Source organism: Acinetobacter sp. CIP-A165, from assembly GCF_000367985.1.
In the GTDB taxonomy this organism is placed as follows: Bacteria; Pseudomonadota; Gammaproteobacteria; order Pseudomonadales; family Moraxellaceae; genus Acinetobacter.
Genome location: NZ_KB849202.1, coordinates 1,336,482 through 1,361,077, shown reverse-complemented (window position 1 = coordinate 1,361,077; position 24,596 = coordinate 1,336,482). Strand labels below are relative to the sequence as shown.

23 protein-coding genes and 1 pseudogene are annotated in these 24,596 nt (G+C 39.8%); 16 read left to right on the top strand and 8 right to left on the bottom strand.

Annotation, left to right across the window (positions count from 1 at the left end):
- The first annotated feature begins 35 nt into the window (after positions 1-35).
- From F991_RS11960 to F991_RS11925, 9 genes are all read left to right on the top strand, one after another.
- Positions 36-815, top strand: a complete 780-nt coding sequence (locus tag F991_RS11960) for a Rossmann-like and DUF2520 domain-containing protein (RefSeq protein WP_004671671.1) — start codon at positions 36-38, stop codon at positions 813-815.
- A 26-nt stretch (positions 816-841) separates the two neighbouring features.
- Positions 842-967 (top strand): hypothetical protein, encoded by a 126-nt coding sequence (locus tag F991_RS17965; RefSeq protein WP_081398963.1) that lies wholly within the window; start codon positions 842-844, stop codon positions 965-967.
- 310 nt (positions 968-1,277) lie between these two features.
- Positions 1,278-1,919: a paraquat-inducible protein A gene (locus tag F991_RS11955; RefSeq protein ID WP_051064207.1), complete on the top strand. Its 642-nt coding sequence runs from the start codon at positions 1,278-1,280 to the stop codon at positions 1,917-1,919.
- Positions 1,916-2,722: a paraquat-inducible protein A gene (locus F991_RS11950; protein WP_004671669.1), complete on the top strand. Its 807-nt coding sequence runs from the start codon at positions 1,916-1,918 to the stop codon at positions 2,720-2,722. The genes F991_RS11955 and F991_RS11950 overlap by 4 nt, the downstream gene beginning before the upstream one ends.
- 11 nt (positions 2,723-2,733) lie before the next feature.
- Positions 2,734-4,401, top strand: a complete 1,668-nt coding sequence (locus F991_RS11945) for a PqiB family protein (protein ID WP_171063444.1) — start codon at positions 2,734-2,736, stop codon at positions 4,399-4,401.
- Positions 4,391-5,134 (top strand): PqiC family protein, encoded by a 744-nt coding sequence (locus F991_RS11940; RefSeq protein WP_004671666.1) that lies wholly within the window; start codon positions 4,391-4,393, stop codon positions 5,132-5,134. The genes F991_RS11945 and F991_RS11940 overlap by 11 nt, the downstream gene beginning before the upstream one ends.
- A gap of 284 nt (positions 5,135-5,418) precedes the next feature.
- The gene (locus tag F991_RS11935; RefSeq protein WP_004671664.1) at positions 5,419-5,634 is read left to right on the top strand and encodes a cold-shock protein; all 216 of its coding nucleotides are present in this window, start codon (positions 5,419-5,421) and stop codon (positions 5,632-5,634) included.
- Positions 5,635-5,746: 112 nt separating this feature from the next.
- Complete coding sequence (locus F991_RS11930; RefSeq protein ID WP_004671662.1) at positions 5,747-5,974, top strand: hypothetical protein; 228 nt, start codon at positions 5,747-5,749, stop codon at positions 5,972-5,974.
- Between the two features lie 67 nt (positions 5,975-6,041).
- A complete protein-coding gene (locus F991_RS11925; RefSeq protein ID WP_004671661.1) occupies positions 6,042-6,239 on the top strand; it encodes a hypothetical protein in 198 nt (65 codons plus the stop codon).
- A gap of 429 nt (positions 6,240-6,668) precedes the next feature.
- On the opposite strand, the gene trmB is transcribed toward F991_RS11925, so the two are convergent.
- Positions 6,669-7,385 (bottom strand): tRNA (guanosine(46)-N7)-methyltransferase TrmB, encoded by a 717-nt coding sequence (gene trmB / locus F991_RS11920; RefSeq protein ID WP_004671660.1) that lies wholly within the window; start codon positions 7,383-7,385, stop codon positions 6,669-6,671.
- 184 nt (positions 7,386-7,569) lie between these two features.
- Here trmB and F991_RS11915 point away from each other — a divergent pair, with 184 nt between their 5' ends.
- From F991_RS11915 to F991_RS17245, 4 genes and pseudogenes are all read left to right on the top strand, one after another.
- Positions 7,570-10,026: an ExeM/NucH family extracellular endonuclease gene (locus F991_RS11915; protein WP_004671657.1), complete on the top strand. Its 2,457-nt coding sequence runs from the start codon at positions 7,570-7,572 to the stop codon at positions 10,024-10,026.
- Positions 10,027-10,263: 237 nt separating this feature from the next.
- Positions 10,264-10,875, top strand: a complete 612-nt coding sequence (locus F991_RS11910) for a glutathione binding-like protein (protein ID WP_004671656.1) — start codon at positions 10,264-10,266, stop codon at positions 10,873-10,875.
- Positions 10,876-11,226: 351 nt separating this feature from the next.
- Positions 11,227-11,631 (top strand): transposase family protein, encoded by a 405-nt coding sequence (locus F991_RS11905; protein ID WP_000669095.1) that lies wholly within the window; start codon positions 11,227-11,229, stop codon positions 11,629-11,631.
- A gap of 37 nt (positions 11,632-11,668) precedes the next feature.
- Positions 11,669-12,061 (top strand): annotated as a pseudogene (locus F991_RS17245) (transposase family protein); the annotation flags it as partial.
- 246 nt (positions 12,062-12,307) lie between these two features.
- On the opposite strand, the gene F991_RS11890 reads toward F991_RS17245, so the two are convergent.
- From F991_RS11890 to F991_RS11870, 5 genes are all read right to left on the bottom strand, one after another.
- On the bottom strand, positions 12,308-13,021 hold the full coding sequence (locus tag F991_RS11890; RefSeq protein ID WP_004671655.1) for a glutamine amidotransferase: 714 nt from the start codon (positions 13,019-13,021) through the stop codon (positions 12,308-12,310).
- 111 nt (positions 13,022-13,132) lie between these two features.
- A complete protein-coding gene (gene eutC / locus F991_RS11885; protein ID WP_004671654.1) occupies positions 13,133-13,960 on the bottom strand; it encodes an ethanolamine ammonia-lyase subunit EutC in 828 nt (275 codons plus the stop codon).
- A 9-nt stretch (positions 13,961-13,969) separates the two neighbouring features.
- On the bottom strand, positions 13,970-15,355 hold the full coding sequence (locus F991_RS11880; protein WP_004671653.1) for an ethanolamine ammonia-lyase subunit EutB: 1,386 nt from the start codon (positions 15,353-15,355) through the stop codon (positions 13,970-13,972).
- A 13-nt stretch (positions 15,356-15,368) separates the two neighbouring features.
- Positions 15,369-16,808, bottom strand: a complete 1,440-nt coding sequence (gene eat, locus F991_RS11875; RefSeq protein ID WP_004671652.1) for an ethanolamine permease — start codon at positions 16,806-16,808, stop codon at positions 15,369-15,371.
- Positions 16,809-17,049: 241 nt separating this feature from the next.
- Positions 17,050-18,561, bottom strand: coding sequence for an acetaldehyde dehydrogenase ExaC (locus tag F991_RS11870; protein ID WP_004671650.1), 1,512 nt, complete (start codon positions 18,559-18,561; stop codon positions 17,050-17,052).
- A gap of 142 nt (positions 18,562-18,703) precedes the next feature.
- On the opposite strand from F991_RS11870, the gene F991_RS11865 reads away from it, so the two are divergent.
- Positions 18,704-19,897 carry a transcriptional regulator gene (locus F991_RS11865; RefSeq protein WP_004671648.1) on the top strand — a complete coding sequence of 398 codons (1,194 nt, stop codon included), beginning with the start codon at positions 18,704-18,706 and terminating at the stop codon, positions 19,895-19,897.
- Here F991_RS11865 and F991_RS11860 read toward each other — a convergent pair.
- Together F991_RS11860 and mdh are read right to left on the bottom strand one after the other, a co-directional pair.
- Entirely contained in the window at positions 19,894-20,865 is a 972-nt protein-coding gene (locus F991_RS11860; protein ID WP_004671646.1) for an alpha/beta hydrolase, read from the bottom strand. The two genes, F991_RS11865 and F991_RS11860, sit on opposite strands and share 4 nt — an antisense overlap.
- Positions 20,866-21,065: 200 nt before the next feature.
- Positions 21,066-22,238: an iron-dependent methanol dehydrogenase gene (mdh, locus tag F991_RS11855; protein ID WP_004671643.1), complete on the bottom strand. Its 1,173-nt coding sequence runs from the start codon at positions 22,236-22,238 to the stop codon at positions 21,066-21,068.
- Between the two features lie 227 nt (positions 22,239-22,465).
- Here mdh and F991_RS11850 point away from each other — a divergent pair, with 227 nt between their 5' ends.
- Complete coding sequence (locus F991_RS11850) at positions 22,466-24,178, top strand: AAA family ATPase (RefSeq protein WP_004671641.1); 1,713 nt, start codon at positions 22,466-22,468, stop codon at positions 24,176-24,178.
- Positions 24,179-24,187: 9 nt separating this feature from the next.
- Positions 24,188-24,550, top strand: coding sequence for a 5-carboxymethyl-2-hydroxymuconate Delta-isomerase (locus tag F991_RS11845; protein ID WP_004671639.1), 363 nt, complete (start codon positions 24,188-24,190; stop codon positions 24,548-24,550).
- Positions 24,551-24,596 lie beyond the last annotated feature (46 nt).

The following is a 24,596-nucleotide window of genomic DNA, read 5'->3' as shown; positions in this document are numbered from 1 at the left end:
ATGCTTCGGTCAGGTAACCATTTTAGATCGAGTTTATGCGAATCACATTTGTCGGTGCAGGACGAGTCGCCACACATTTAGCAAAGGCATTTCAATCACAGCATCAAATTGTTCAAGTTTTTAGTCGCAATTTACATCACGCCCAACGATTAGCAGCACAGGTCAATGCCCAAGCGATTGATGGTGTAGATCAACTCAATCCGCAAACAGACTTAGTGGTTGTTGCTGTTAGTGATCTCGTGATACCTGATGTTGTAGAAGCTATTGCAACATTTTTGCCGCAATGTCTTATCGTGCATACTTCGGGAAGTACAAATTTATCTGTTGTCGCGCGGAAGCAGCAACGTGCTGGGGTTTTCTATCCATTACAGACCTTTAGTTTTGAACGGGAAGTGGATTGGTTGGAAACCCCACTTTTTGTAGAAGCTGTAACGCATGAAGATTTACTTTTGCTCACCACCTTAGCAAATAGCCTAAGTAATCGAGTCTATCAATATAATTCACAACAGCGTCAAACCTTACATTTGGCTGCGGTGTTTGCATGTAATTTTAGTAATTATTGTTATGATATGGCACAACAAGTTGTAGATGCAGAACACGTTGATTTCAGTTTACTATTTCCATTGATCTTGGAAACAGCGAATAAAGCAACCCGTACTAACCCAAAGAAAATGCAAACAGGGCCAGCAATGCGGGGCGATCAAAATATTTTAAAGATGCATCAAGGATTATTGGCCCAATCTCATCGGCCAGATTTGGAAGAGGTATATAGATTGATGAGTGATGGTATTTATAAACGCCATCATTCGGATTGATTTACTTATTTTTTTTTTAAAATCTACTGAATGAAAAAGGGCAACTTCAACAAGTTAGTGGACAAAAGCTACAGATCACTGCGAAAATGTTGGATAACCAACAAGGTCGGATTGGTCGTGCATTTGGCTGTGGCACTCGATGGTTGTTTTAGCCATTGCGGACACATTCTTCGAACAGACCAAAACTGCTGGTTGTCCTTAATAAATGCGTACCTCATGCCTAGGATACCGGGAGCAGTCCATTGATAGGCCTTTTCATAATCTAATGGAGAACGCTGACCATATTTCATTAGATGAATTGTTTATATAAAACCAACAGGATATCATCAAAAAAGTATCACAATTTATCTGTATACATCTCAGTAAAATATAGCAAAATGAGCTTCAGTCTAAAAAAAATTTATAAAATGGTGTTTATGTTCTATGAGCGAGCCTTCCTCCTTTTTTCCAGTTTCTGCGCCTATGAATCAACAAGTGTTAATTCGAAATGGTGATATTTCACCGAAAATACTGGTTGCCTGTGAGGAATGTGACACGGTATATCATCGAATTCAGCTGACACAAGGTGAACGCGCTTATTGTCTTTGCTGTGGTGCTGAGCTTTATCGGCAAAGTAAACCGTTTAGTGTTTTACTGGCAATGGTAACAACAGCATTGATCGTATTTGTGATTGCAAATAGTTTTCCTATTGTTAAGGTGGAATTGCAGGGTAACGATTCCCAGACGACTTTACTTGGTGCAGCATGGGCCATGTTTCATGCAGGGCAAGGGCCAGTAGGTGTTCTGATTCTCATCACAACTTTTGTAGTGCCTTTACTGGATCTGCTATTGCTGCTCTATGTACTTTCATCCGTTCATTTTTTTAAAGTTCGGCCCCGTTATTTAGTTGCAGCATTGCGTACCTTGTTTTTATTTAGAACATGGGGAATGGTTGAAGTATTTCTGATTGGCGTACTGGTGACCTTAGTTAAACTGGTCGGTATGGTCGTGGTGATTCCAGGTGTTGCACTGTGGGGGTTCGCCATACTGAGTATATTACTGGTTTATATTGCTTCAGTGAAAGTTAAGGATCTTTGGGACGAGATCGACAGGACTCTTCCATGAAAACAGATCCGTCTCAGCGCAATTTTTCAGAATATTCCTCTGAAGCAGCCACTGGTAATCCGCTGCAATATCCAAGAGCCAAAGATTTGTCTTTGGTGCTTTGTCATTGCTGTGGAACGCTCAATAAATGGGTTGCAGGGGCTGAAGAAAAACACGCTTCACATTGCTTGAAATGTCATAGTGTGCTGCATCAACGAAAACCAAAGAGTTTAGACAGAACCCTCGCTTTGGTGATTGCTGCGAGTATTTTATATATTCCAGCCAATGTTCTTCCTATGACCGTAACGGATTCTCTGTTAGGGATGCAGCAAGATACGATCATGAGTGGTGTGATCTATTTTTGGCAGAATGGGGATTATCTGGTCTCTACTGTTATTTTTATGGCCAGTATTTTTATTCCCATGTTAAAACTTTTGATTTTGTGTTTTCTATTGATTGTTGTAAAACTGCAGTCTTCTGAGCGATTGCACTTTTCTCCCGAGCATTGCTCAATGCTTTATCGAATTGTTGAGTTTATCGGTCGATGGTCGATGATTGATGTTTTTGTGGTGGCTTTATTGACAGCCCTTATTCAGATTCAGTCACTGGCAACTATTCTCGCTGGGCCGGGCGCAGTTGCTTTTGGTGCAGTTGTGGTTTTAACCATGTTTGCTTCACTTAGTTTTGATCCGCGTATTATTTGGGATAATTATTCTGCTGCTCAGAGTACGCGCAACAAAAATGGGCCTTCCCTGCAAGGCTCAGACGTGATTCAAGTGGATCATCCTCCTTTGAATCATGATTTATCTAATTCCAGCCAATAAAACAATGATGGGTGTGTATGTCTGAAAATAAAACGAACAACGAAAGCTCAGATCATCAGGATCCTAATGCTGTACAGGAAACGCACCAGGTTTTGCCTGAGCCTGAGAAAAATAAAGGACGATGGCGGCCATCGCTGATCTGGCTGGTTCCATTTGTCGCACTTCTGATTGGTCTGTCGTTGGCAGTCAAAGCGGTATTAGATACTGGTCCGACCATTAATGTTTCCTTTAGAACTGCTGAAGGATTGGTTGCAGGGAAGACGACAGTTCGTTTTAAACAAGTAGACATCGGTCTTGTGCGTCAGATTGACCTTGCAGATGATCGTTCACATGTGATTGCAAAAATTGAACTGCGTAAGGATGCCAGTAATTTTGCTGCAAAAGACTCACGATTCTGGGTGGTTCGTCCACGAATAGGTACGAGTGGTGTTTCAGGAATTGATACCTTATTGTCGGGTGCTTATATTGAGGTTGATGGTGGTAAGGCAGAACAAAAGCAGGACGAATTTACTGGTCTGGAGGTGCCGCCAGTCATCTCATCTGATGTACCGGGTAAAATCTTTTTTCTAAAAGCCAATAATTTAGGTTCACTGGATATTGGTTCTCCTATTTATTATCGTCAGATCAATGTGGGGCAAATCACCGCTTATCAGTTGGCCAAAGATGGTAAGAGTGTGGAGCTACAAACTTTTATTCAAGCACCCTATGATAAGTTCGTGACGACAGATGCACGTTTCTGGCAGGCTAGTGGTGTTGATGTAAGCTTAAGTGCATCAGGATTTAAGCTGGATACACAATCACTGGTGAGTATTATCGCTGGCGGAATTGCCTTTGGTTATCCTGAAAATTCACATGCTGCCGCTGCTGCTGATCAAAGTCGTTTTAATTTATGGGATTCTCGTACTGAAGCATTGAAAGAGCCAGATGGAAAATCCCATCGCATCATCATGTATTTTGATCAGTCTCTACGTGGTTTGTCGGCAGGCGCGCCGATTGACTTTATGGGTATTGAAATTGGAAATATACAGTCGATTAATGCTGAGTTTAATGCAAATTATACTCAGATCCGTATGCGGGCTGAGGGGGTAATTTATCCATCTCGTTTAGCCAATGGCAAAGAACTCGATCCTGACGGTGTAATTTTTGAACGCTTCATCGAAAGGGGCTGGCGTGCTCAGATGCGTACAGGAAACCTACTGACAGGGCAGAACTATATCGCCTTTGATTTATTCCCTAAAGCAAAACCAGCAGACTTAATTGTCAGATCAAACGGTGTGATTGAGGTGCCAACAACACCAACGGAGTTGAAAGGTTTACAAGCACAAGTATCACAAATTGCGGATAAACTGAATAAATTCCCATTGGTGGAAATTGGGCAGGATGTCCGTAAAACACTCGATAATATGAATTCAGCGATTAGCTCTACAGATAAATTAGTGAAGCAGTTGGATGGTAAAGTTGCGCCAGGACTACAGGCGACATTGGATGATGTACGTCAGACCATGCGCTCTACTGAAACCATTCTATCGAGTGACGCACCAATGCAACAGGATGTACGCCGTGCTTTACAGCAAATGACACGTGCTGCCGCATCTTTACAGTTAATGGCAGACTATATTGAACAACACCCAGAATCACTCATTCGTGGGAAAACGCCTGAGGTTCAGAATGGTAAATAAAAAAAATAGCTCACATTTTTTGTCCTATTTTCCGCAGTTTAGTAGAGCAGGTTACGGCCTGCTACTGGCGGTTGTAGGTTTAGCAGGATGTTCCAGTTCTCCTACACCAAACTATTATAGCTTGACCCCAACAGTTAAACCGTTGGTGAGTTCAAATGTACGGGTGATTGAAGTACTGCCTGTGGGATTGCCAGACCGTTTAAACAGGGCACCAATGGTCTTGCAGGACAGCAATGGTAAATCTCATGTATTGGGCAATGAACGCTGGACTTCCACTTTGGGGGCTGAACTACGGGATGGGTTATCTGCGGGGCTACAACAGAAATTGGGTGCTGTGGATCGTTATAGCAGTGGTATGACGGGTGGCAAAGTATCCTATCGTATTGCAACAGATTTTTCCCGTTTCGATATTCTTGAACGCTCGAACACGCGTTCTTTAATGGGCGCGATGAATCGGGATATTGAGGTGGCTGTGGCTTGGATTATTAAACGTGATGATCCCGCAAGACCGTTGAATCAACCAACAGGCGTACAGAATACTGTTGCGCCTAACCGTCAGCTCAGTTGTCGAATGGCATTTACCAATTCTGTCCGTACGGATGGCAATAAAATTGTTGATATTGTCAATATTTCACGGCAGTCACTGAGTCAGGTTGTCGAAGCAATTGCGGCCTCGGTCATTGCTACAGAAGCCAATACACCTGTCGTGATGGAAAGTGTTACCTGTGCTTAAGTTTAAACTATTTATTTGGGGGTTATCATTCATGGAAAAGCCGAGCCATTTTTCTACGATTGCCGTTACTTTTATAAGAAAAGTAAATATATATATCAGAAAACTTGATTATTTTCATTTTTAGTGTATAGTTAACTTAACTAGAAAAAAGTTTTGTTTCGGTAAATCTTCTTTAAGTATCGCAGTTTTAGTAATAATCCTTCGTTTTTTCAGATTTTAAGTTTCATTATTTATTATTTTCAACGTTAAACTCAATAAATTATTAAAAATTAATAGGATATATTATGTCAAACTCGAATGTTGTTAAAGGTACTGTAAAGTGGTTCAACGAAACTAAAGGCTTTGGTTTCATTCAACAAGAATCAGGTCCAGATGTTTTTGCTCATTTTAGCGAAATTTCTAGTTCTGGTTTTAAAACCTTACTTGAAGGTCAAATGGTTGAATTTAGCGTAGCTCAAGGTCAAAAAGGACCGAATGCTGTAAATATTATTGCTATCTAAGCAATAACAAGCATTGATAAAAAAGTACTATTTATTAGTACTTTTTTATACTTCAAAATTTAGTTTAAAATTGTTTTTCTGATATGAAAAAACTTAAAAAATAGGATACAAATTGTTAAAAATAAATGATTTAATCGCAAAATCTCCTAATGGTACAGAAATTATAGTATCGTTAATTCCAGTCAATAAGATGAAAAATACACGTCAAGGTTTAAAAACAATTGAAGTGGGCAAAAAAGTTCTTCTTCAGTCTGGTGTTGAAGTTGATTTGAACCTAGATGGTCGTACTTTTTACACCTCATTGAATAAATTATTTAAGTTAAACCATAGAGTTGCTTAAACAGAGTTGTAGATTCTGAGTAATTAAATCAATTATTTATCTCTTATAATTTTATCAAGGTATATTAATGCTTAAACAAAGTATCAGTGTAATAGATCAATTTGGTGTTAAGCACTTTATTCAGGCTACAGTTAATAATAATTTTGAAAATACGAAATCATTTTCAAATATAAAACATATTACAGTTGATGATGAAGATATTCGTCCTGGGTTTGAAATGTATTTTCAAAGTATCTTAAGTGGAAAGATTTTCGAAATTCTGTAAACAGCTCGAAACTTCATCAGGATCGTGTGGGGCGGCAAGAGTTGGTCCTAGTTACCATATACGAAAAGCCCCCATATTTTGTGTCAGGGCTTTTTATCCTTAGTAGCTGACTTTGTTGCATAAACCTGACTTGAGGTACAACATTGCAGTATGAAGAAGCCGTACCCTCAGTCCTTTTTTTAATTCTTAGAATGCTTATTTGGCAATCCCCCTAAAAATAAAAGGATCTAAAAGTAGATTATCACAGTGTGAATCTACTAAAGCCCCAAAAATAATTCGACTTGTGGCCATTTTGAGACTAAAAAAGTTTAGTACTTATTGGAATATCTTGGGTACTTTTGGAAAAATAAATAGCATTAAATAAATGATATTTAATGCTATTGAGTTGTTTTTAGATTGTGTTGTAAAAGATCGGAAGTGCTTGGATTATCATTTTATTTTCTTAAAAATAAAATCATTAATCTTATGACCAGATTCAATCCCACGACGTTCAAACTTAGTCACTGGACGCCATTCAGGGCGAGGGTAGCTATTGCCTTTACCTGCTAAGTTTTCCAGATCTGGACGATTATCCAAAACATCAAGCATCCATTCAGCATACGGTTCCCAGTCAGTCGCGGCATGGAAAGTACCACCCAGTACTAACTTTTGCTCAACCAATTGCATACGCTCATGAATCACGAAACGACGTTTAAAATGGCGCTTCTTTTGCCAAGGATCAGGGAAGTAAAGTTGTATGCAGTCGATACTGTTGTCAGGCATTTCACGCAGTACTTGAATTGCATCAGCATCAAGCACAAATAGATTTTTAAGACCCGCCATGCCCGCTTCAAATACACATTGAGCAATACCGGGAATGTGTACTTCAATTCCGATAAAATTACGTTCAGGATTTGCTTTTGCCATAAGAACTAAAGAACGTCCCATGCCGAAACCGATTTCTACGGTTAATGGACGTTCAGGATGTTCAAAATGCTGGCGTAAATCACCAACAGGATATTCCAAAATTAAATCACGATAATCTTCCAACGCAGTACGTTGTGAAGTGTTGAGCGGAGCTGAACGACGCATAAACGTCACAATTTCGCGGTGCTCAGACAAATTTTCGAGTTCCGTAATTTGCGTTTCTAACTGATCGTTTGACATGATTCTGGAGATATAAATATAGAAATGCCGTATTTTAAGTGTTCATGGGGGCAAGTCAAACCTTTAAATGATTTTATTTGGTGGATCTTCTGGTCGATGAGCTAAAACTTGTAAGAAATTCTTCATCGCACTGTCACAGAGATTGAATAGGCTGGTGGCGATTTGAACATTAAGTAAAAAAGTTATGAAAACATTTAAATTTCACTCTATCGCGATTTGTTTGGGCTTAATCGGAGCTTCGACGACATTTTCTATCGCACACGCACAATTGATGTTTAGCCAATATGTGGATGGTAGTAGTAATAAAAAAGGCTTGGAAATTTACAATCCAGATGCGACCAGTGCGAATCTCGCAGACTATGAAATACAGCAATTTAATAATGGTGCATTGACAAAAACGGTTGCTTTCCAATTACAGGGTAACTTGGCCAGTAAAGCGAAATTTTTAGTTGGGCGCACAGAGTTACAAGCCGTGCTCGGGTCACAGGTCAATCAGGTGGCTTCACTGTCATTCAATGGTGATGATGCGATAGTGCTGCTACACAAAGGCAAAGTGGTTGATCGTTTTGGGCGAGTCGGGGAGCAGCCTGAGAATGGTTGGGGGACAACAGTTCAAAGTAAAGGGAATAGTTTTACTCGAATCCAAAGTACGAACCCAGTGACAGAAATTGACCCGACGACGAGTTTTGATTTAGACAGTGCATGGAAAGCATGGACTGATCGTAATGACTTCTCTAACTTATCAGGTTCTACTACCACACCACCTGTAAATGAGACTGTCAGTTGTTCTAGTTCAAATACGACGATCGCTGATCTAAATACAGCCACTCAAGATCAAAATTATACGGTACGCGGTGTAATTACGGCAGACTACCGCTATAGCAATGGTTTTTCAGGTTTCTATGTGCAGACACCTGACAGCAAAGCAAAAGCAAATATGAGTAATGCGATCTTTGTTTATATTCCAGCAAGTAGCACCGTTAAAGGTGGTCAGGTTGGTGAGGAAGTCATCTTACGTGGTCGTTTAGCAGCTTATCAAAATCAACTCCAAATCGATCAGTTACAACAAGATATTCAAGTTTGTAGTACCAATATGCTGAGTCACATTCAGCCGAAATCAATTGATTTACCATTTAGTGCTTTGACTGGAACTGCACATTCGCCAGAGCAGTATCAAGGCATGTTGGTTAAGTTACCCCAAACATTAACGATCAGTGAAAATTATAATTATGGTCGATATGGTGAGTTATCAGTTAGTCTGGGACGATTATTTATACCAACAAACCTATATCCATCATTGTCCACAGAAGCAAAAGCCTTAGCACAGAAGAACTTATTATCAAAAGTCATTTTGGATGATGGCTATAGCAATCAAAATAGAACACCTTGGCTGCCACAGAACTTTAGTGCAACTAATACGCTACGTGTTGGTGATCAACTACAAAATGTTGAGGGGATTTTAGAATATCGTTTTAATGGTTGGCGTATTCAACCGATTCAGGGACGGAATCTCCCAACTATTGTAAAGCCTACACCCGAACGACCAAGCGTGATTGCCAAAGATGATAAATTGATCCGTGCAGCCGCATTCAATGTGTTGAACTACGATAATGGCAAAAATGGCTTTCCGACTGAGCGCGGTGCAACAACACAAGTAGAATTTGAAAAGCAGCACCGCAAGATTGTGAGTGCATTACGTGCAATCGACGCTGATGTTTATGCTTTGATGGAAATCGCCAACAATGGTTATGCTGAGGATAGCGCTATCGCGTATTTGACCCGTGCTTTAGGTGCTGATTGGAAATATGTGATCCCTGAAAATATAGATCGTTTAGGTACTGACGCGATTGCTGTTGCTATTATTTACAACAGTAAGCGGGTAAAACCTGTCAATAAACCAGTGGTCTTCGATTTGGGCGATAAAAACAGAACCACGATTGCACAGACGTTCCAGCCACTTTCAGGAAAACAGATGTTTACTGTGATTCCTAACCACCTTAAATCTAAAAGTTGCTCAGGTGTGAGTTCAACATCTTTAGATGCTGATCAAAAAGATGGTCAAGGTTGTTGGAATCCAACACGTATTAAAGCTGTTGAGCAATTGATTCAATGGATGGCGAAAAACCCAACGCAAGTTGAAACACCGAACATGTTGCTTTTAGGGGATCTAAACAGTTATGCCAAAGAAGATCCAATCTTAGCGCTAGAAAAAGCCAACTATAAAGTGCTACTCAATGACAAAAATATAGGGCAGGGTGAGCAAGCCTATAGTTATGTATTTGGTGTGTCGAGCAATACTGATGGTTATGGTGGTGCGGGTAATTTAGATCATGCCGTTGCGGATGCGACTTTGTATAGCAAAGTGAAAAAAGCCTTTGCTTGGCATATTAATGCTGACGAGCCAACGGTATTGGATTACAACGAAGAATATAAAACGGATGAGCAAAAAGCTTTATTTTTCGCTGATGACCCTTATCGCTCTTCTGATCATGATCCTGTGATTGTGGATTTAGATTTGCGGGATGATGAGGTCAAAGCATCTACTGACAAAAGCTCATCGGGTAGCTTTGGTTGGTTATCGATACTTGGACTATTGGGTCTTGCTAGCTATTCGACACGATCAAGAAAAGCAAAACTTTAATCTAAGCGAGAAAAAGAGCAGAAATTAAGCTGCTCTTTTTCTGAAAGAAATCTATTTGAACAGGGCGTATACGATCCCTATAAAAATTTGACATAAGAGCACTTGCAAAATAATGAAATTTCACTAATAGTCAAATTATTCGGTATTTTTACTTTTACTGACAAATTTGTAAAAACAGATTTTGCAAATTTTGATAAAGCGTTTTAGAACAGAAGAGTTAGATAACAAGGATCAAATATGAAGTTGTATTATTCACCTGGTGCTTGCTCATTGGCAGCACATATTATTTTAAATGAAATTAATGTAGATTTTGATTTAGAACGCGTTGATTTAAAAACTCATAAAACTGAGAAAGGTGCAGATTATTACGAGATTAATCCAAAAGGTTATGTTCCAGCCTTAGAAATTAATCCAGGTTTAATCTTAACTGAAAATGTGGCGATTCTACCTTTCTTGGCTCAATATGACCCTAAACAAGATTTAATTCCGCCATCTGGTATGGGACGTGCCAAAGTCCTCGAATGGTTAGGATATTTGAACTCTGAACTGCATGATGCTTACGCTGTATTTTTCGGGGGTAAATTAACTGAAGATGAAAAGACCAAAGCCTATGCTGAAGTGAATCGTTTACTTAAATTTATCGATCACTATTTAGCTGAATCTGAATACGACTATTTAGTAGATGATAATTTTGGCCCAGCAGATGCATATTTGTTTGTGCTGACCAATTGGTCAAATCATATCGAACATGACTTAAGCCCTTATATCAACATTATCGCTTTACGCAATAAAGTTGCCGAACGTCAATCGGTTCAAATCGCAATGCGTGATGAAGGGCTACTTGGTTAGTTTTGAGCGTTTATTTCGTCCTGAAATGCAGACTACTTTTTAGGACGAAACACCATAGCAATAAAAAAAAGCCCAATTAAACAATTGGGCTTTTTACGAATCTTTTATGCACTTTTTCATGGGTTGATATAGAAGTAGACAGCAATAAAAATGAGTAATATCGTAGCTGAAATTAAATAAGTATTAATCGTATGAAAACTCTTTATAAACTTTAGCATAACGGCACCCACCTTCAAAAAAAAACAAAATGTAAAAATATATATTAGACTTCCGTCATAAATCAAAAAACGTACAATTTATTTGATCTTAAATTAATCAGCAAAATTATTTAATTCAAGAGATAATCCTTGGATGAAATTCAAAGATATTCAAAAATTATCAAACGTTAAGTTTCGTAGGCTTACCGGTGTTAGTTGGGCTACATTTAACCTCATGTTGGCCGAGCTAAATAAGCATTTACCTCGTCATATTGGTAAAGGACGACCGCATAAATTACCGTTGGAAGATCGTTTGCTCTTATGTATAGAATATTGGAGAGAATATCGAACATTTTTCCATCTTGGTATGAGTTACGGTGTATCTGAAACGAGTGCAATTCGTATCACACGTGTTATTGAAGATACCTTAATCCGTTCTGGAAAATTCAACTTGCCAAAACAACTTCCTAATCGAGATGAAGTGGATTGGGAAGTTGTTGTGATTGATGCCACTGAAATATTAGTTCAACGTCCAAAAAAAACAGAAGAAATGGTATAGCGGTAAAAAAAAGCGACATACCTTTAAATTTCAGCTATCTATGCACTATATAACAGGTGAAATACTGAGTGTATGTGGAAGTCATGGAAGCATGCATGATTTTAAAATATTTAAAAAAAGCATGAGGAAATTAAAATTTAAGCCCTTTTTTATCGTTGATAAGGGTTATTTAGGGATAAAGAAATTGGGTTTTGGATGCCTCATGCCATCTAAAGCAAAGAAAACTGAAAAACTAGATTCTGAATTAAAAAAGTTAAATAAAGAGATTGGTCGTAGACGAATTCAAGTAGAGCATGTATTTGGAAGGATGAAATGTTTTAAGATTTTATCTTGTGTATATAGAAATCGTCGTAAAAGATTAAACCTGCGGTTTAATTTACTTGCTGGCATATACAATTTAGATTGGGTGAAAGATAAACAATTAAATTGATTGAAAAATGATTTATGAAGGAAGTCTATTATTTATATTCTATTGTTTGTTTGAGACTTTTTCCAAATTATCTTGTAGATTGTTGATGAGTTTAATGTTTACCTTTTGTAAGGCCTACATTGAAGATTTAATGTTTTTCAGGTTTTTCTCAAAGGGGCTAATTTTGCTTACTCACTTAATCGCTTGATCTTTCACAGGTTAAGCCTACATGACTTAGACCTGTGATTTTTTGACCACGTTTTATCTTTAAAGGCGAATATTCTCTACAAAATTTTGCATAATTTTATGAGATTGTTGTTCTGACTGTGCGGCATAGCATAGGTTATCTTGTCGGAGTTGCGGAATAGATAGGCCAGCATGACGTATTTCGCAGGTATGACCAATGAGCCATTTTTCAAAACTCTGCTCTGCAATTTCTAAGTGAAATTGTAAAGCTAATATATTATTCCCAATCGAAAAAGCCTGATTGGGATAAATGTCAGAACTTGCAAGTAAAGTGGCGTTCTCAGGCAAATCAAAAGTATCACCATGCCAATGTAGCACGTGAGTATCTTTCAGTGGCGATAGAATATTAGGCTCAACAGTTTTAATTTCGAGTAGACCCCAACCAATTTCTTTTTGATGTCCAGCATAAACTTTGGCACCTAGCGCATGAGCAATCAACTGAGCACCTAAGCAAATACCAATCGTTGGTCTATTTGCAGTCAAACGTTGTTTGAGTCCTGCAATTTCATCGACTAAAAAAGGGTAGTCTTCGGTTTCATACACCCCAATCGGCCCACCTAAAATGATGGTTAGACCCTCATAATTTAGCGCGGGGCTAAGATCATCTACACCCGCCTCAAAATAGCGGACTCGGAAACCAAGTTGGTAAAAGGTATCTTCCAATGAGCCTAAATCTTCAAAGGCAAGATGTTGGATGGCATAAATAGTTTTAGGTAAGGATTCAGTATTTATCATCGAGTTTTATCTAGTCATGATTAACATCAATGCAAGTATAAACATTCTATACTCAAAGAAAAGTGTGTGAGAAATAAAGTATCTATCGCATTTTTGAATATCGATGCTGCGCTAATCATTGCTTGAGTCACGGAAAAAGAGTTGCTTTTTTTGATGCTGTTCTACAACTGGAATTTGATGTTCATCTTTTAACGTAACACCAGAGCGTTGTATCTGCTTTGACATTTTCATCAGCGCGAACAAGCGTTGTGCAGCGATCTCAATACTTAAGCCTGCTGTACGCACATTAGAAATACAATTGCGTTCCGAATCGATGCTGCCGACATGGGCTTGCCAAGTATAATAAATGCCCATGCTGTCGGGGGAGCTTAGGCCAGGGCGCTCGCCAATCAGCATAATAAGCATTGGTGCGTTAAAAATTTGTGCTACTTCATCGCCTAGCGCAACACGACTGCCTGTTGCAATTGAAATGGGGGCAAGTGTCCAATTCGCTTGTTTCATATAGGTGTGTAATTGATGAACAAAAGGAATGGCATTTTCTTCAATCGCACGTGCAGACAAACCATCACCAATGACGATACAAACATCAAAGCTTGAGTTGAGTTGAATATTTTTTAATTTTTGACGAGACGTTTCACTGAGTTGACGACCTAAGTCAGGTCGTTTAAGGAATATTTCTTTGTTGTTGGCACAGCTTTCAACATGTGTGGTTTCAAAACCAAGCTGTTTTAATTGACTCGAAATGTGATCAATATTGAGTGATTGATAAACAGCATCTTTGGCTTGCGCATGAGAGAGTTGAAATTCAAGCAGTGCTTTGGTTGGAACACTACAACCTGTTCGCCCAAGTGCGATTCTCGCATCAGTAAATTGCTTGAGCTTTTGCCATATATCAAGATGGGGTTGAGCTGGAAAAGTTTGATCTTTCTTCAGTTTCATCCAAAGCTCCTAGTGCATGAGTAGTTTGGCAAATTGTTCAGGCATATGTTGTGCCCACTGAATGTGATGCTGTTGTTGCCGTAAAATGCCTTGTTGTTCTAGCCAGATAGAAAACTCAGGTGCAGGTTTCAAACCCAACAGTTGCCTTAAATACAGAGCATCATGAAAAGAAGTGGTTTGATAATTCAACATGATGTCATCTGATCCCGGAATCCCCATAATAAAATTGATACCGGCTGTTCCAAATAGGGTGAGTAAATTATCCATATCATTTTGATCGGCATCAGCATGATTGGTATAACAAATATCGCATCCCATCGGTAAGCCAAGCAACTTGCCACAAAAATGGTCTTCTAAACCTGCCCGAATGATTTGTTTTCCATCGTATAAATATTCAGGTCCAATAAAACCAACCACGGTATTGACCAGTAACGGGTTGAATTTTCGCGCAACGGCATAAGCTCGTGTTTCAAGTGTTTGCTGGTCAACACCATGATGAGCATTACTGGATAAGGCACTGCCTTGCCCAGTTTCAAAATACATAACATTTTGACCTACTGTGCCTCGCTTCAAGGCGAGTGTGGCCTCATAACCTTCTTGTAACAGCGCCAAAGAAATACCAAATCCTGTATTTGCCGCTTGTGTTCCAGCAATCGACTGAAACATGAGATCAATCGGAATATTCCGTTCCGCGAGTTGGATGGCAGAACTGATATGCGTAAGCACGCAAGACTGAGTCGGAATTTGATATTCTTGAATGACGTGATCGAGCAGCTTTAACAGCTCAGCCAAATTGTGCAAATTGTCGGTTGCAGGGTTAATCCCAATCACTGCATCACCATTTGCATACATCAGTCCATCTAAAATACTGGCAGATATTCCTAAAATATCATCTGTAGGATGATTGGGTTGCAAGCGCGTTGAGAGATGTCCTTTCAAACCAATGGTATTGCGAAACTGAGTCACCACCTCACATTTGCTCGCGACTAAAATCAGATCTTGATTCCGCATAATTTTACTCACCGCGGCAACCATTTCTGGGGTTAGACCTTTGGCGACAAAACGTAGTTTTTCCGTGTTGGCATCATCGCTCAATAACCAGTTACGCAAATCACCTACGGTAAAATGAGCAATAGGCGCAAAGGCATTTTTGTCATGCTCATCAATGATCAGTCGTGTGATTTCATCGAGATCATAGTCGATCAAGACTTCATTTAAAAAGTTCTTGAGGGGAATATCAGCCAAAGTCATTTGAGCAGCCACACGCTCAGTGGCATCGTGAGCAGCGACACCTGCAAGCTCATCACCTGATCTCAAGGGTGTCGCTTTAGCCATGACACTTTTGAGATCAGCAAAAACGTATTGTTGGTTGGCGATGATATTTTTATAACGCATCAGATTTCCTCAATCATTGTAATTCTTGTTGAGAGGTTTTTACTTTGGCAAACTCTTCTTCAGGTGTTCCTGAAACCAAGTGATGTCGGCTATATAGCATAAAATATGCAATAAATAGGGCATAAATACCCGCCGCTATTAACCAAACTTTAGGATTGACTAAAAACCCTGCCAGTACCGCAAGCAATGCAAAAGCCAATGCAATACTTGAGGTTAGAATACCACCGGGGGTTTTATACGGGCGTTGCAAATTTGCTTTGCTGCGACGCAATTTGATATGTGCTGCCATCATCAATACATACGAAATGGTTGCGCCAAACACAGCAATCAGAATCAGCATGTCACCCTCTTTGCTAAGTGAGAGTAGAAAACCGATAACGCCCGGCACAATGATTGCCAAATATGGGGCTTTATTCTTATTGGTGAGTGATAAGATCCTTGGTAGATAACCCGCTCTAGATAGTGCAAACATTTGACGTGAATAGGCGTAGATAATTGAAAAGAAACTGGCAATCAAACCTGCCAAGCCAACGAAATTAACAAAACTGGTAATCCAGCTATTTTGTCCATAGATAATCGCCAAACCTTCTACCAATGGTGCCGCTGCATTTTGCATGGTGCTTGCACCCACTGCACCCGCACTTAAAAAAAGTACCAGCAATGCGAAACAAGTCAAAATCAACATTGACCCAATCAAGCCACGAGGTAGTGACTTTGCAGGATTTTTAGCTTCCTCTGCTGCAAGTGGCACACCTTCAACAGCGAGAAAAAACCAAATCGCAAAAGGCACGGCAGCCCAAATCCCCATATAACCTTGTGGAAGAAATAAGCTTGCACCTGTTTGAGTACCTGCTGCGATATCAAATAAATTTTGCAATTGAAAATGGGGCAGCATCGCAATGATAAAAACCAATAGCGCCATGACCGCAATCAAAGTAATCGCAAACATGAGTTTGAGTGCTTCACCTGCACCTTTTAAATGAATCGCCATAAAAAGCAAATAACAGATGAGATAAACTTGCCAACCATTCATGCCAAATAAGGATTCACAATAACTACCAATAAAAACAGCAATCGCTGCTGGCGCGATTGCGTATTCGATTAGAATCGCCGTACCTGTCAAATATCCACCTAGAGGGCCAAAAGCCACACGGGCAAAACTGTATCCACCTCCCGCTGTGGGAAGCATGGTCGCCATTTCAGACATGGACAGACATAAGCAGAGGTACATGATCGCGACCAATATCGTTGCGACAAACATGCCACCCCATCCACCTTGGGCGATTCCATAATTCCAGCCAGCAAAGTCTCCTGAAATGACATAAGCAACACCTAACCCGATCAAAAGTAGCCAGCCAACGGAACCTTGTTTGAGTTGCCTTTGAGCAAAATATTCGGTAGATGCAACATCAGAGGATGGGGGCGTGATAGCGGTGGATTCTGAATGACTCATGCAAAACTCCAATGAGTTGGTTTGAATGAATCAATGCAAAAGCAATGCCGAAATGTGTTTGGTTTTAATTTTCTGCCTTATTTTTATTCCAAATGGTAAAAATACTCATGTGTTACAGGTTTAAAAATGAAATAGCCATAAAAATGGAAAAGCAAGCAGGATTACCTACTTGCTTTCTGTCTAAGAGAAATCAGAATGGATCATTATCTTAATTTGATATGTTCCATTTTAGTGCAACATGTTAGAAGAAGCCCATTGGTTTGGTTGAATAACTCACCAACAGATTTTTGGTTTGTTGGTAATGATCGAGCATCATGCGATGATTTTCTCGGCCTATACCTGACTTTTTATATCCACCGAAAGCGGCGTGTGCAGGATAAATATGATAACAATTGGTCCAAACACGGCCTGACTCTATCGCACGTCCAGCACGATAAGAGGTGTGTGCGGAGCGTGACCATACACCAGCACCTAAACCATACATGGTGTCATTCGCAATTTTGATTGCATCATCGAAATCTTTAAAGGTGGTAACGGAGAGAACAGGGCCAAAAATTTCTTCTTGGAAAATCTGCATACTGTTATGACCTTTGAATATGGTCGGTTCAATATAAAAACCGTTGCCCACTTCTTTTCGATCACCGCCACCCACTAAAATCTCGGCACCTTCTTGTCGCCCAGTGTCGATACAGCGTAAGATTTTCTCTTGTTGTTCCTGTGAGGCTTGAGCACCAATCATGGTTTCTGTATTAAGCGGATGACCTGTTTTAATCCGTTTGACTCGCTCAATGGCTTTTTCGAGGAACTGATCTGCGATACTTTCTTGTACCAGTGCTCGAGATGGACATGTACAGACTTCACCTTGGTTTAAGGCAAACATAGCAAAGCCTTCAAGCGTTTTCTCTAAAAAGTCATCGTCTTTATCCATTACGTCTTCAAAGAATAGGTTCGGTGATTTACCTCCAAGCTCTAAAGTAACCGGGATGATATTTTCAGTTGCATATTGCATCACCAACTGGCCAACTTGGGTCGACCCTGTAAATGCAATTTTGGCAATACGAGGACTGGTTGCCAGTGGACGACCTACTTCAGCACCATAACCATTGACGATATTGAGCACACCTGCAGGTAAAATATCTTGAATAAGTTCAGCCACCAACAAAATACCCACTGGCGTTTGTTCAGCAGGCTTGAGCACCACACAGTTACCCGCAGCTAAAGCAGGCGCAAGTTTCCAAGCTGCCATTAAGATTGGGAAGTTCCAAGGAATAATTTGTCCAACAACACCGAGTGGTTCATGGAAATGATAGGCAATGGTATCTTCATCGATTTCAGAAATACCGCCTTCTTGAGCACGGATACAGCCAGCGAAATAGCGGAAATGATCTATGGCTAATGGAATGTCGGCAGCAAGTGTTTCGCGAACAGGTTTGCCATTGTCCCAAGTTTCTGCAACAGCAAGCATTTCTAAGTGAGCTTCTAAACGATCTGCTATTTTAAGAAGTAGGTTAGAGCGTGTAGTTGGAGATGATTTGTTCCATTCGATTTTGGCTTTATGAGCGGCATCTAAAGCCAATTCAATATCCTCTGCCGATGAACGAGGAATGCGGGTAAAAGTTTGACCATCAACAGGTGAAATATTGTCAAAGTATTGACCTTTTACAGGCGCAATCCATTGACCACCAATAAAATTTTCATATTGAGATTTGAATTGAATTTTTGAACCAGCTTGGTTCGGATCGATATAGCGCATATATGTATTCCTTTGCTTTTTAGGACTAAAGACTAACAAGAACCCTGTTAGTAGGTACTTTCGTACTCTATGTATTTAGTATATAAATAAGAAGGTTGGAGAAAGGTTGGAATACCAATGTGGATATATAAGGAACTTACAAATGTTCACAAAAAAGGATTTAGTGCAGCAAAGGGCATTGATTGATCAATTGCGCGCGCAAAATAGTCTCTCTCCTCAAAACGCTGCCAAACTCGGTCAAAGTATAGCCAGCTCATGGGAGCGTTCTGTATCGGCAGATATTCCGAAAGAACGTGTGGCAGCACCATTATTACTCGAGAAAAAATCAACCTCAAAAAACAGCTTAGATTTAGCATTACAACGTTGTGCTGATGATTTACGTCATATTGCAGAACAATCTTCTATGGTCATTGCAGTGGGAGATATTGGCAGTACCATTATTTGGACTGCGCCAAGCGTTCAAATGCAAAGTGCCGCAGAACAGGTTCATTTTGTGAAGGGTGGACAATGGCGTGAAGAATTAGTTGGTACCAATGCCTTGGCACTGTCACTCAAAACACAGCAATCAAGCTGTGTTTTTTCTAACGAGCACTATATGGAATCGGTGCATGATTGGGTATGTTATGCCGCACCAATTATTGACCCATATTCAAAACAAACACTAGGTGTGGTTGATTTATCTACCACGTGGAAGAATCATAATACGTTTGGGATTTTAGCGGCTGAACGCTGTGCATCTATTATTCAGTCCGCTTTACTTGAGCAACAACGCCAGCATTTATATATTCGTGCGTTTGCAACACCACAAGTCAAATTCAATGGTAAAAGTCTGTTATTAACGCCTCGCCAAATTGAAATCTTGGCGATTTTGGCCCTATGTCCTCATGGGCTAACGCTTGAACATTTATATCAGGCGCTTTATGGCGAACGTAAGGTGAGTATGGGAACGTTGAAGGCAGAAATGTCGCAATTAAGAGATGTTTTAGGTGGTTTATTAGGTTCACGTCCATACCGCTTACTGGTTCATATTGAGGCTGACTTTTTGCAAGTGGAGCAAGCCTTGGATGCTGGATATCTCAGTTCAGCGTTACAATTGTATAGTGGGGTGTTTCTAGCGAAAACAGAAAGTCCGTTTCTTTGTGCTTGGCGTGATTGTCTCGAATCTCGGTTGAGTGATGCAATTTTTAAGACGCAAGAAACAGATTTGTTGCTTAAACATTTGGCGCATTTTCCAGAAGCAATTGATGCGGTGGAACGTTTAATGGAATTATTACCCATCGAGCATCCTGCACACCAATTACTTGCTAAATATGATGAACAACTAAAAAGAAGTTAGTTGATTTTCTGCTCTAGCCATTGAAAGAGTTCTTGATAAACTTGTTTACGCACGGGTAGAGAGGAAAGGACTAAATCATGCAAGCCATTGTGAATTGAGACAATAGAAATATCTCCTTTCATTTTCTTCGCATATTTTTTAATGTGTTTAACATCTAAAATGACATCACTTTGAGTTGCATCTACCCCCCATTTTTTCGGGTTCTTGGTTTGATGCGAATGCATGATTAATGCTGGAATATTCAGTTTTACGCCACGATGAATCTCTTTTTGTGCGGTATGAATTGCATGTACAAAACTGAGCTGTACTGTTGGTGCGCTGGTCGGTTTCCAGTCTAAATTGAAATCCCATTCACCTTTGAGGTCTTTATGCAAACTTGTGGTATACCAACGATTGAGCTGGCTTGGAAATTTTACTTTGGGTAGTTTTTTTCCGATACGACTAAGCATCGGGATACCAAATTTTCTTTCTACCAGACTCAAATTAAAATCATAAAAAGGACTATTTGCCCATAGACCTTTAATCAAAGGATGGTTCGGGTGATGTGCAGCATAAAGTGTAGCGGTTAAGCCACCTGTTGAATGTCCAGCGAGTAAAACTTTGTCATGTTTTTCTTGGGAAATAATATCTAAGGCTTGGCTAATCTCAGCATCATATTCATGTAGGTCTAATACATTATAAAAAATTTGATGCGCTAATTTAGAACGCCCGTATTTTCTTAGATCTAATGCATAAAAGTCATAACCCTGTGCATTAAACTGTGCCGCCATTTCCGTCTGAAAGAAATAATCTAAGAATCCGTGAATGTAGAGCACTGCTTTGGTGGTTGGTTGTTTTGATTTTTTACGGATCAGCGTGGCGATGACTTTGCCTTCATAATCATCAGGATAATTTAGGACTTGTTGTTCATAGTCATCTCCTAATAGATCAGGAGTATATGGGTTTGAAGAAAGCTGGGTTGTGTTCATTTTTATTGAGACTTTATATTAAGACATGCTGAGTATCCTTTAATGAAATCGGCGAATTGTCAATCAATTTTGTTTTGTTGTGGCTATTGGGTGATAAAAAAAGTGGGGAATGCTAGGAAGTACATTCCCCAAAAAGTAAGTCAATGGTCGGAGAGGTTTGACTTACCATAAAGTGGTTTTATGGCTTGAGTATGTTTTGGTTATAGGGCAGCTTTGAAAATCTCCACGACTTGAGCATGGGTCGCTTTACGCGGATTCGTTAACATGCAGGCATCTTTTTGGGCATTTTCAGCCATGATCGGTAGATCTTCAGGTTTAACGCCAAGTTCAGTTAAACCAGAGGGAATACCAATAGAACTTGAAAGCTCCTGAATGGCATCAATTGCGGCGTATGCTGCTTCAGAAACGGTTAAACCTTGAATATTAACACCCATTAATTCTGCAATCTTGGCATAACGATCTTGGCAGGCAATCAGATTAAACTGGCTTACATGGGGTAATAAAATCGCATTACATACGCCATGCGGTAAGTTGTAGAAACCACCTAACTGGTGTGCCATAGCGTGAACATAGCCTAAAGATGCGTTGTTAAATGCCATACCTGCAAGATATTGGGCATAGCTCATCGCATCACGCGCTTCAATATTTTCGCCGTTTGCAACGGCAGGTTGTAGCCATTGGCTAATCATACTGATGGCTTTCTCTGCGCAGGCATCTGTAATCGGATTGGCTGCTGTAGACACATAGGCTTCAATTGCATGGGTCAAAGCATCCATTCCCGTTGCTGCCGTTAAACCCGCAGGTTTTGCCACCATAAGTTTAGGGTCATCAATAGCAATCAGCGGTGTACAACGCCAGTCGACAATCGCCATCTTCACGTGGGTGTCTGTGTTGGTGATGATGCAGAACCGAGTCATTTCTGATGCTGTTCCAGCAGTTGTATTGATTGCAATTAAAGGGGTCATCGGTACTTTGCTTTTGTCGATACCTTCGTAGTCGCGGATATGTCCGCCACCTGCGGTGACCAAACCAACCCCTTTTGCACAGTCATGCGATGAACCACCACCCAATGACACAATGAAATCACATTGATTATTTACATACGCTGCTACGCCATTATGAACATTGATGTCCGTTGGGTTCGGTTCTGCGCCAGCAAAAATGTGGCTTTCTATACCAGCCTCGGTGAGATACTGTGCAATAGTATCTGCGACACCAAATTTGAATAAACCTTCATCGGTTACAATTAACGCTTTCTTGGCATCTAAATCTCGTGCTTTGCTTCCAATTTCTTTGGCGCAACCTGGTCCAAAGAGTGATACGCAAGGAATATAAAAACCGTTTGTTTGATCTGCAATATTTTTAAAAGCCATGGAGTGAATCCTTCTTCCATAAGTCCATTGTTTGTTATAGATGGTGCGTTGCACCATGAACCCAGTATTGTGATTGCATCAAATTTTTGCTACCTACCAAAGACCTACCAAAGAATATTCCTGATTTATCCGTACGGTTTGAGTGATGTTTTCTATAAAATTTGGCTTCGCCGTTTCACTTTTTATTGAAACTCGTTAAGCTATGTGCTGCGAGAAGGTAGGTAATTATGAAACAAGAGACTGCACTGAAACTTTTAAAAGCAGGTGAAAATGTATTTTTAACTGGTTCGGCGGGTGCAGGTAAAACCTATACATTGAATCAATACATTCATTATTTGAAAGCACGTAAAGTCCCTGTTGCAATCACTGCTTCAACGGGTATTGCTGCAACACATATGAACGGTATGACCATTCATACTTGGGCTGGAATTGGTATTAAAGATCGTTTGAGTGATGATGACCTCAAACGAATGAAAGAACGAAAATATCTAAAAGAACATTTAGAAAATGCCCAAGTGCTGATTATTGATGAAATTTCAATGTTGCATGCCAAACAACTTAATTTAGTCAATCAGGTTCTAAAGTACTTTAAAGAAAGTGATGAAGCCTTTGGTGGCATACAAGTGATTGTTGCGGGTGACTTCTTTCAGTTACCTCCAGTCGGACGTAATGGTGAAGCAAATCGAGATAAATTTTGCTTTATGTCTGATGCATGGGTAGAGGCAAAGTTTCGAGTATGCTATTTAACCGAACAACATCGTCAGGACGATGAAATTCTGAATCAGATTTTGAATGCCATTCGTGCACAAAATATTCAGCCAGATCATATTACGGCTTTACAACAATCACGCCAGCAGGATATTGGCGACACCTTTACTCGTTTATATACGCACAATATGGATGTTGATAATATCAACTATCAACATTTAAATGGTATCGAGAACGAAAGTCACCAATTCAATGCAGTTATTGATGGTAATGAAAAACTGATCGAAACCTTAAAATCTTCTGTACGTGCACCTGAAGAACTCACCTTGAAAAAACACGCCAAAGTCATGTTTGTAAAAAACAACTTTGATATGGGATATATCAATGGCAGTTTAGGTGAAGTGATTGGTTTTGAAGATGACGATAAACAAGGCTTGTTGCCTAAAGTTAAACTCACCGATGGCACGACTTTGTTGGTTGAACCAGAAACTTGGTCGATTGAAAATGAGGCAGGTAAAGCCATTGCTAGTTTTCAGCAAATCCCTTTGCGTTTAGCTTGGGCGATTACCATTCATAAAAGTCAGGGCATGACCCTAGAAGCGGCAGAAATTAACCTCACCAATACCTTTGAAAAAGGTCAGGGCTATGTTGCATTATCTCGATTAAAATCGCTCACGGGTCTTCGGCTGCTGGGTTTTAATGAGCAGGCTTTAGCACTGGATAGCTTGGCAATCAAAGCAGACCGCCGTTTTCAGGAATTGTCTGATGAAGCTGAAACAAACTTTGCAAATGAGGATCTGACTACTCAGCACAATGCATTTATTCGGCATTGCGGCGGTACATTAAACGCGACCGAAATCAATCGCAATGAAAAGAAACTTTCAAAAGGCAGTAAACAAAGTTATGCCGCAGCCACTTTAGATGAAACACGTGCTTTATTTGAAGAAGGCTATGAGATTGAAGATATTGCACATGAACGTGGTTTAACACCTGCCACGATTATCAATCATTTGGCGCGATTACATAAAGAGCAGAGCTTAGATATTTCTGTGGCGAGCCCTGGGGAAGAAGTGATTGAAGAAGTGCGTAAGATTTATAAACGTTTGCATAAAAGAAAGAATCCAGAGCATTTTACCGATGATGGTTCTATCAAACTACGTCCAATCGTGGAAGCAACGAGTCCTAGAATGGCGTATGATCAAGTGCGTTTGGCGTTGTTGTTTGTAGAGTAGGATCGAAAAATGCCACATATCATTGCAAATTATTCAGCAAATTTAACAAATTTAGATCAGCAAAAATTACTTAAACAAGTCAATACAGTTTTGTCTGAGACAGCATTATTTAGTGCAAATGATATCAAGTCTCGTATTTTCAAAGATGAAGTTTTCTTGATTGGCTTGGGTGAAACTCAAGAAGCTTATATCCATTTGAAACTCTATTTGCTAAGTGGTCGAACTGAACAACAGAAGAAAACTCTAGGTGATACGCTGTTGGCGATTCTTGAACAAAAAACCTATATGAAAGCTGAGATTGGATATCTGATTCAGCTTTGCGTTGAAGTCATTGATATGCCAAGAGAACATTATTTCAAGGCAACAGCCTAGTTTTGAAGATTCTAGGCTGCATTATGCAACAGCGATGATCGCTTCC

Excerpts from the sequence above, each read along its gene's own strand:
- F991_RS11865 (WP_004671648.1), top strand. The coding sequence starts at position 18,704 with ATGTTCACAAAAAAGGATTTAGTGCAGCAAAGGGCATTGATTGATCAA.
- F991_RS11860 (WP_004671646.1), bottom strand. The coding sequence starts at position 20,865 with ATGAACACAACCCAGCTTTCTTCAAACCCATATACTCCTGATCTATTA.
- F991_RS11870 (WP_004671650.1), bottom strand. The coding sequence starts at position 18,561 with ATGCGCTATATCGATCCGAACCAAGCTGGTTCAAAAATTCAATTCAAA.
- F991_RS11950 (WP_004671669.1), top strand. The coding sequence starts at position 1,916 with ATGAAAACAGATCCGTCTCAGCGCAATTTTTCAGAATATTCCTCTGAA.
- F991_RS11925 (WP_004671661.1), top strand. The coding sequence starts at position 6,042 with ATGCTTAAACAAAGTATCAGTGTAATAGATCAATTTGGTGTTAAGCAC.
- trmB (WP_004671660.1), bottom strand. The coding sequence starts at position 7,385 with ATGTCAAACGATCAGTTAGAAACGCAAATTACGGAACTCGAAAATTTG.
- eat (WP_004671652.1), bottom strand. The coding sequence starts at position 16,808 with ATGAGTCATTCAGAATCCACCGCTATCACGCCCCCATCCTCTGATGTT.
- eutC (WP_004671654.1), bottom strand. The coding sequence starts at position 13,960 with ATGAAACTGAAGAAAGATCAAACTTTTCCAGCTCAACCCCATCTTGAT.
- F991_RS11910 (WP_004671656.1), top strand. The coding sequence starts at position 10,264 with ATGAAGTTGTATTATTCACCTGGTGCTTGCTCATTGGCAGCACATATT.
- F991_RS11960 (WP_004671671.1), top strand. The coding sequence starts at position 36 with ATGCGAATCACATTTGTCGGTGCAGGACGAGTCGCCACACATTTAGCA.
- F991_RS11880 (WP_004671653.1), bottom strand. The coding sequence starts at position 15,355 with ATGCGTTATAAAAATATCATCGCCAACCAACAATACGTTTTTGCTGAT.
- F991_RS11850 (WP_004671641.1), top strand. The coding sequence starts at position 22,466 with ATGAAACAAGAGACTGCACTGAAACTTTTAAAAGCAGGTGAAAATGTA.
- F991_RS11845 (WP_004671639.1), top strand. The coding sequence starts at position 24,188 with ATGCCACATATCATTGCAAATTATTCAGCAAATTTAACAAATTTAGAT.
- F991_RS11890 (WP_004671655.1), bottom strand. The coding sequence starts at position 13,021 with ATGATAAATACTGAATCCTTACCTAAAACTATTTATGCCATCCAACAT.
- F991_RS11935 (WP_004671664.1), top strand. The coding sequence starts at position 5,419 with ATGTCAAACTCGAATGTTGTTAAAGGTACTGTAAAGTGGTTCAACGAA.
- F991_RS11940 (WP_004671666.1), top strand. The coding sequence starts at position 4,391 with ATGGTAAATAAAAAAAATAGCTCACATTTTTTGTCCTATTTTCCGCAG.
- F991_RS11905 (WP_000669095.1), top strand. The coding sequence starts at position 11,227 with ATGAAATTCAAAGATATTCAAAAATTATCAAACGTTAAGTTTCGTAGG.
- mdh (WP_004671643.1), bottom strand. The coding sequence starts at position 22,238 with ATGGCTTTTAAAAATATTGCAGATCAAACAAACGGTTTTTATATTCCT.
- F991_RS11915 (WP_004671657.1), top strand. The coding sequence starts at position 7,570 with ATGAAAACATTTAAATTTCACTCTATCGCGATTTGTTTGGGCTTAATC.
- F991_RS11955 (WP_051064207.1), top strand. The coding sequence starts at position 1,278 with ATGAATCAACAAGTGTTAATTCGAAATGGTGATATTTCACCGAAAATA.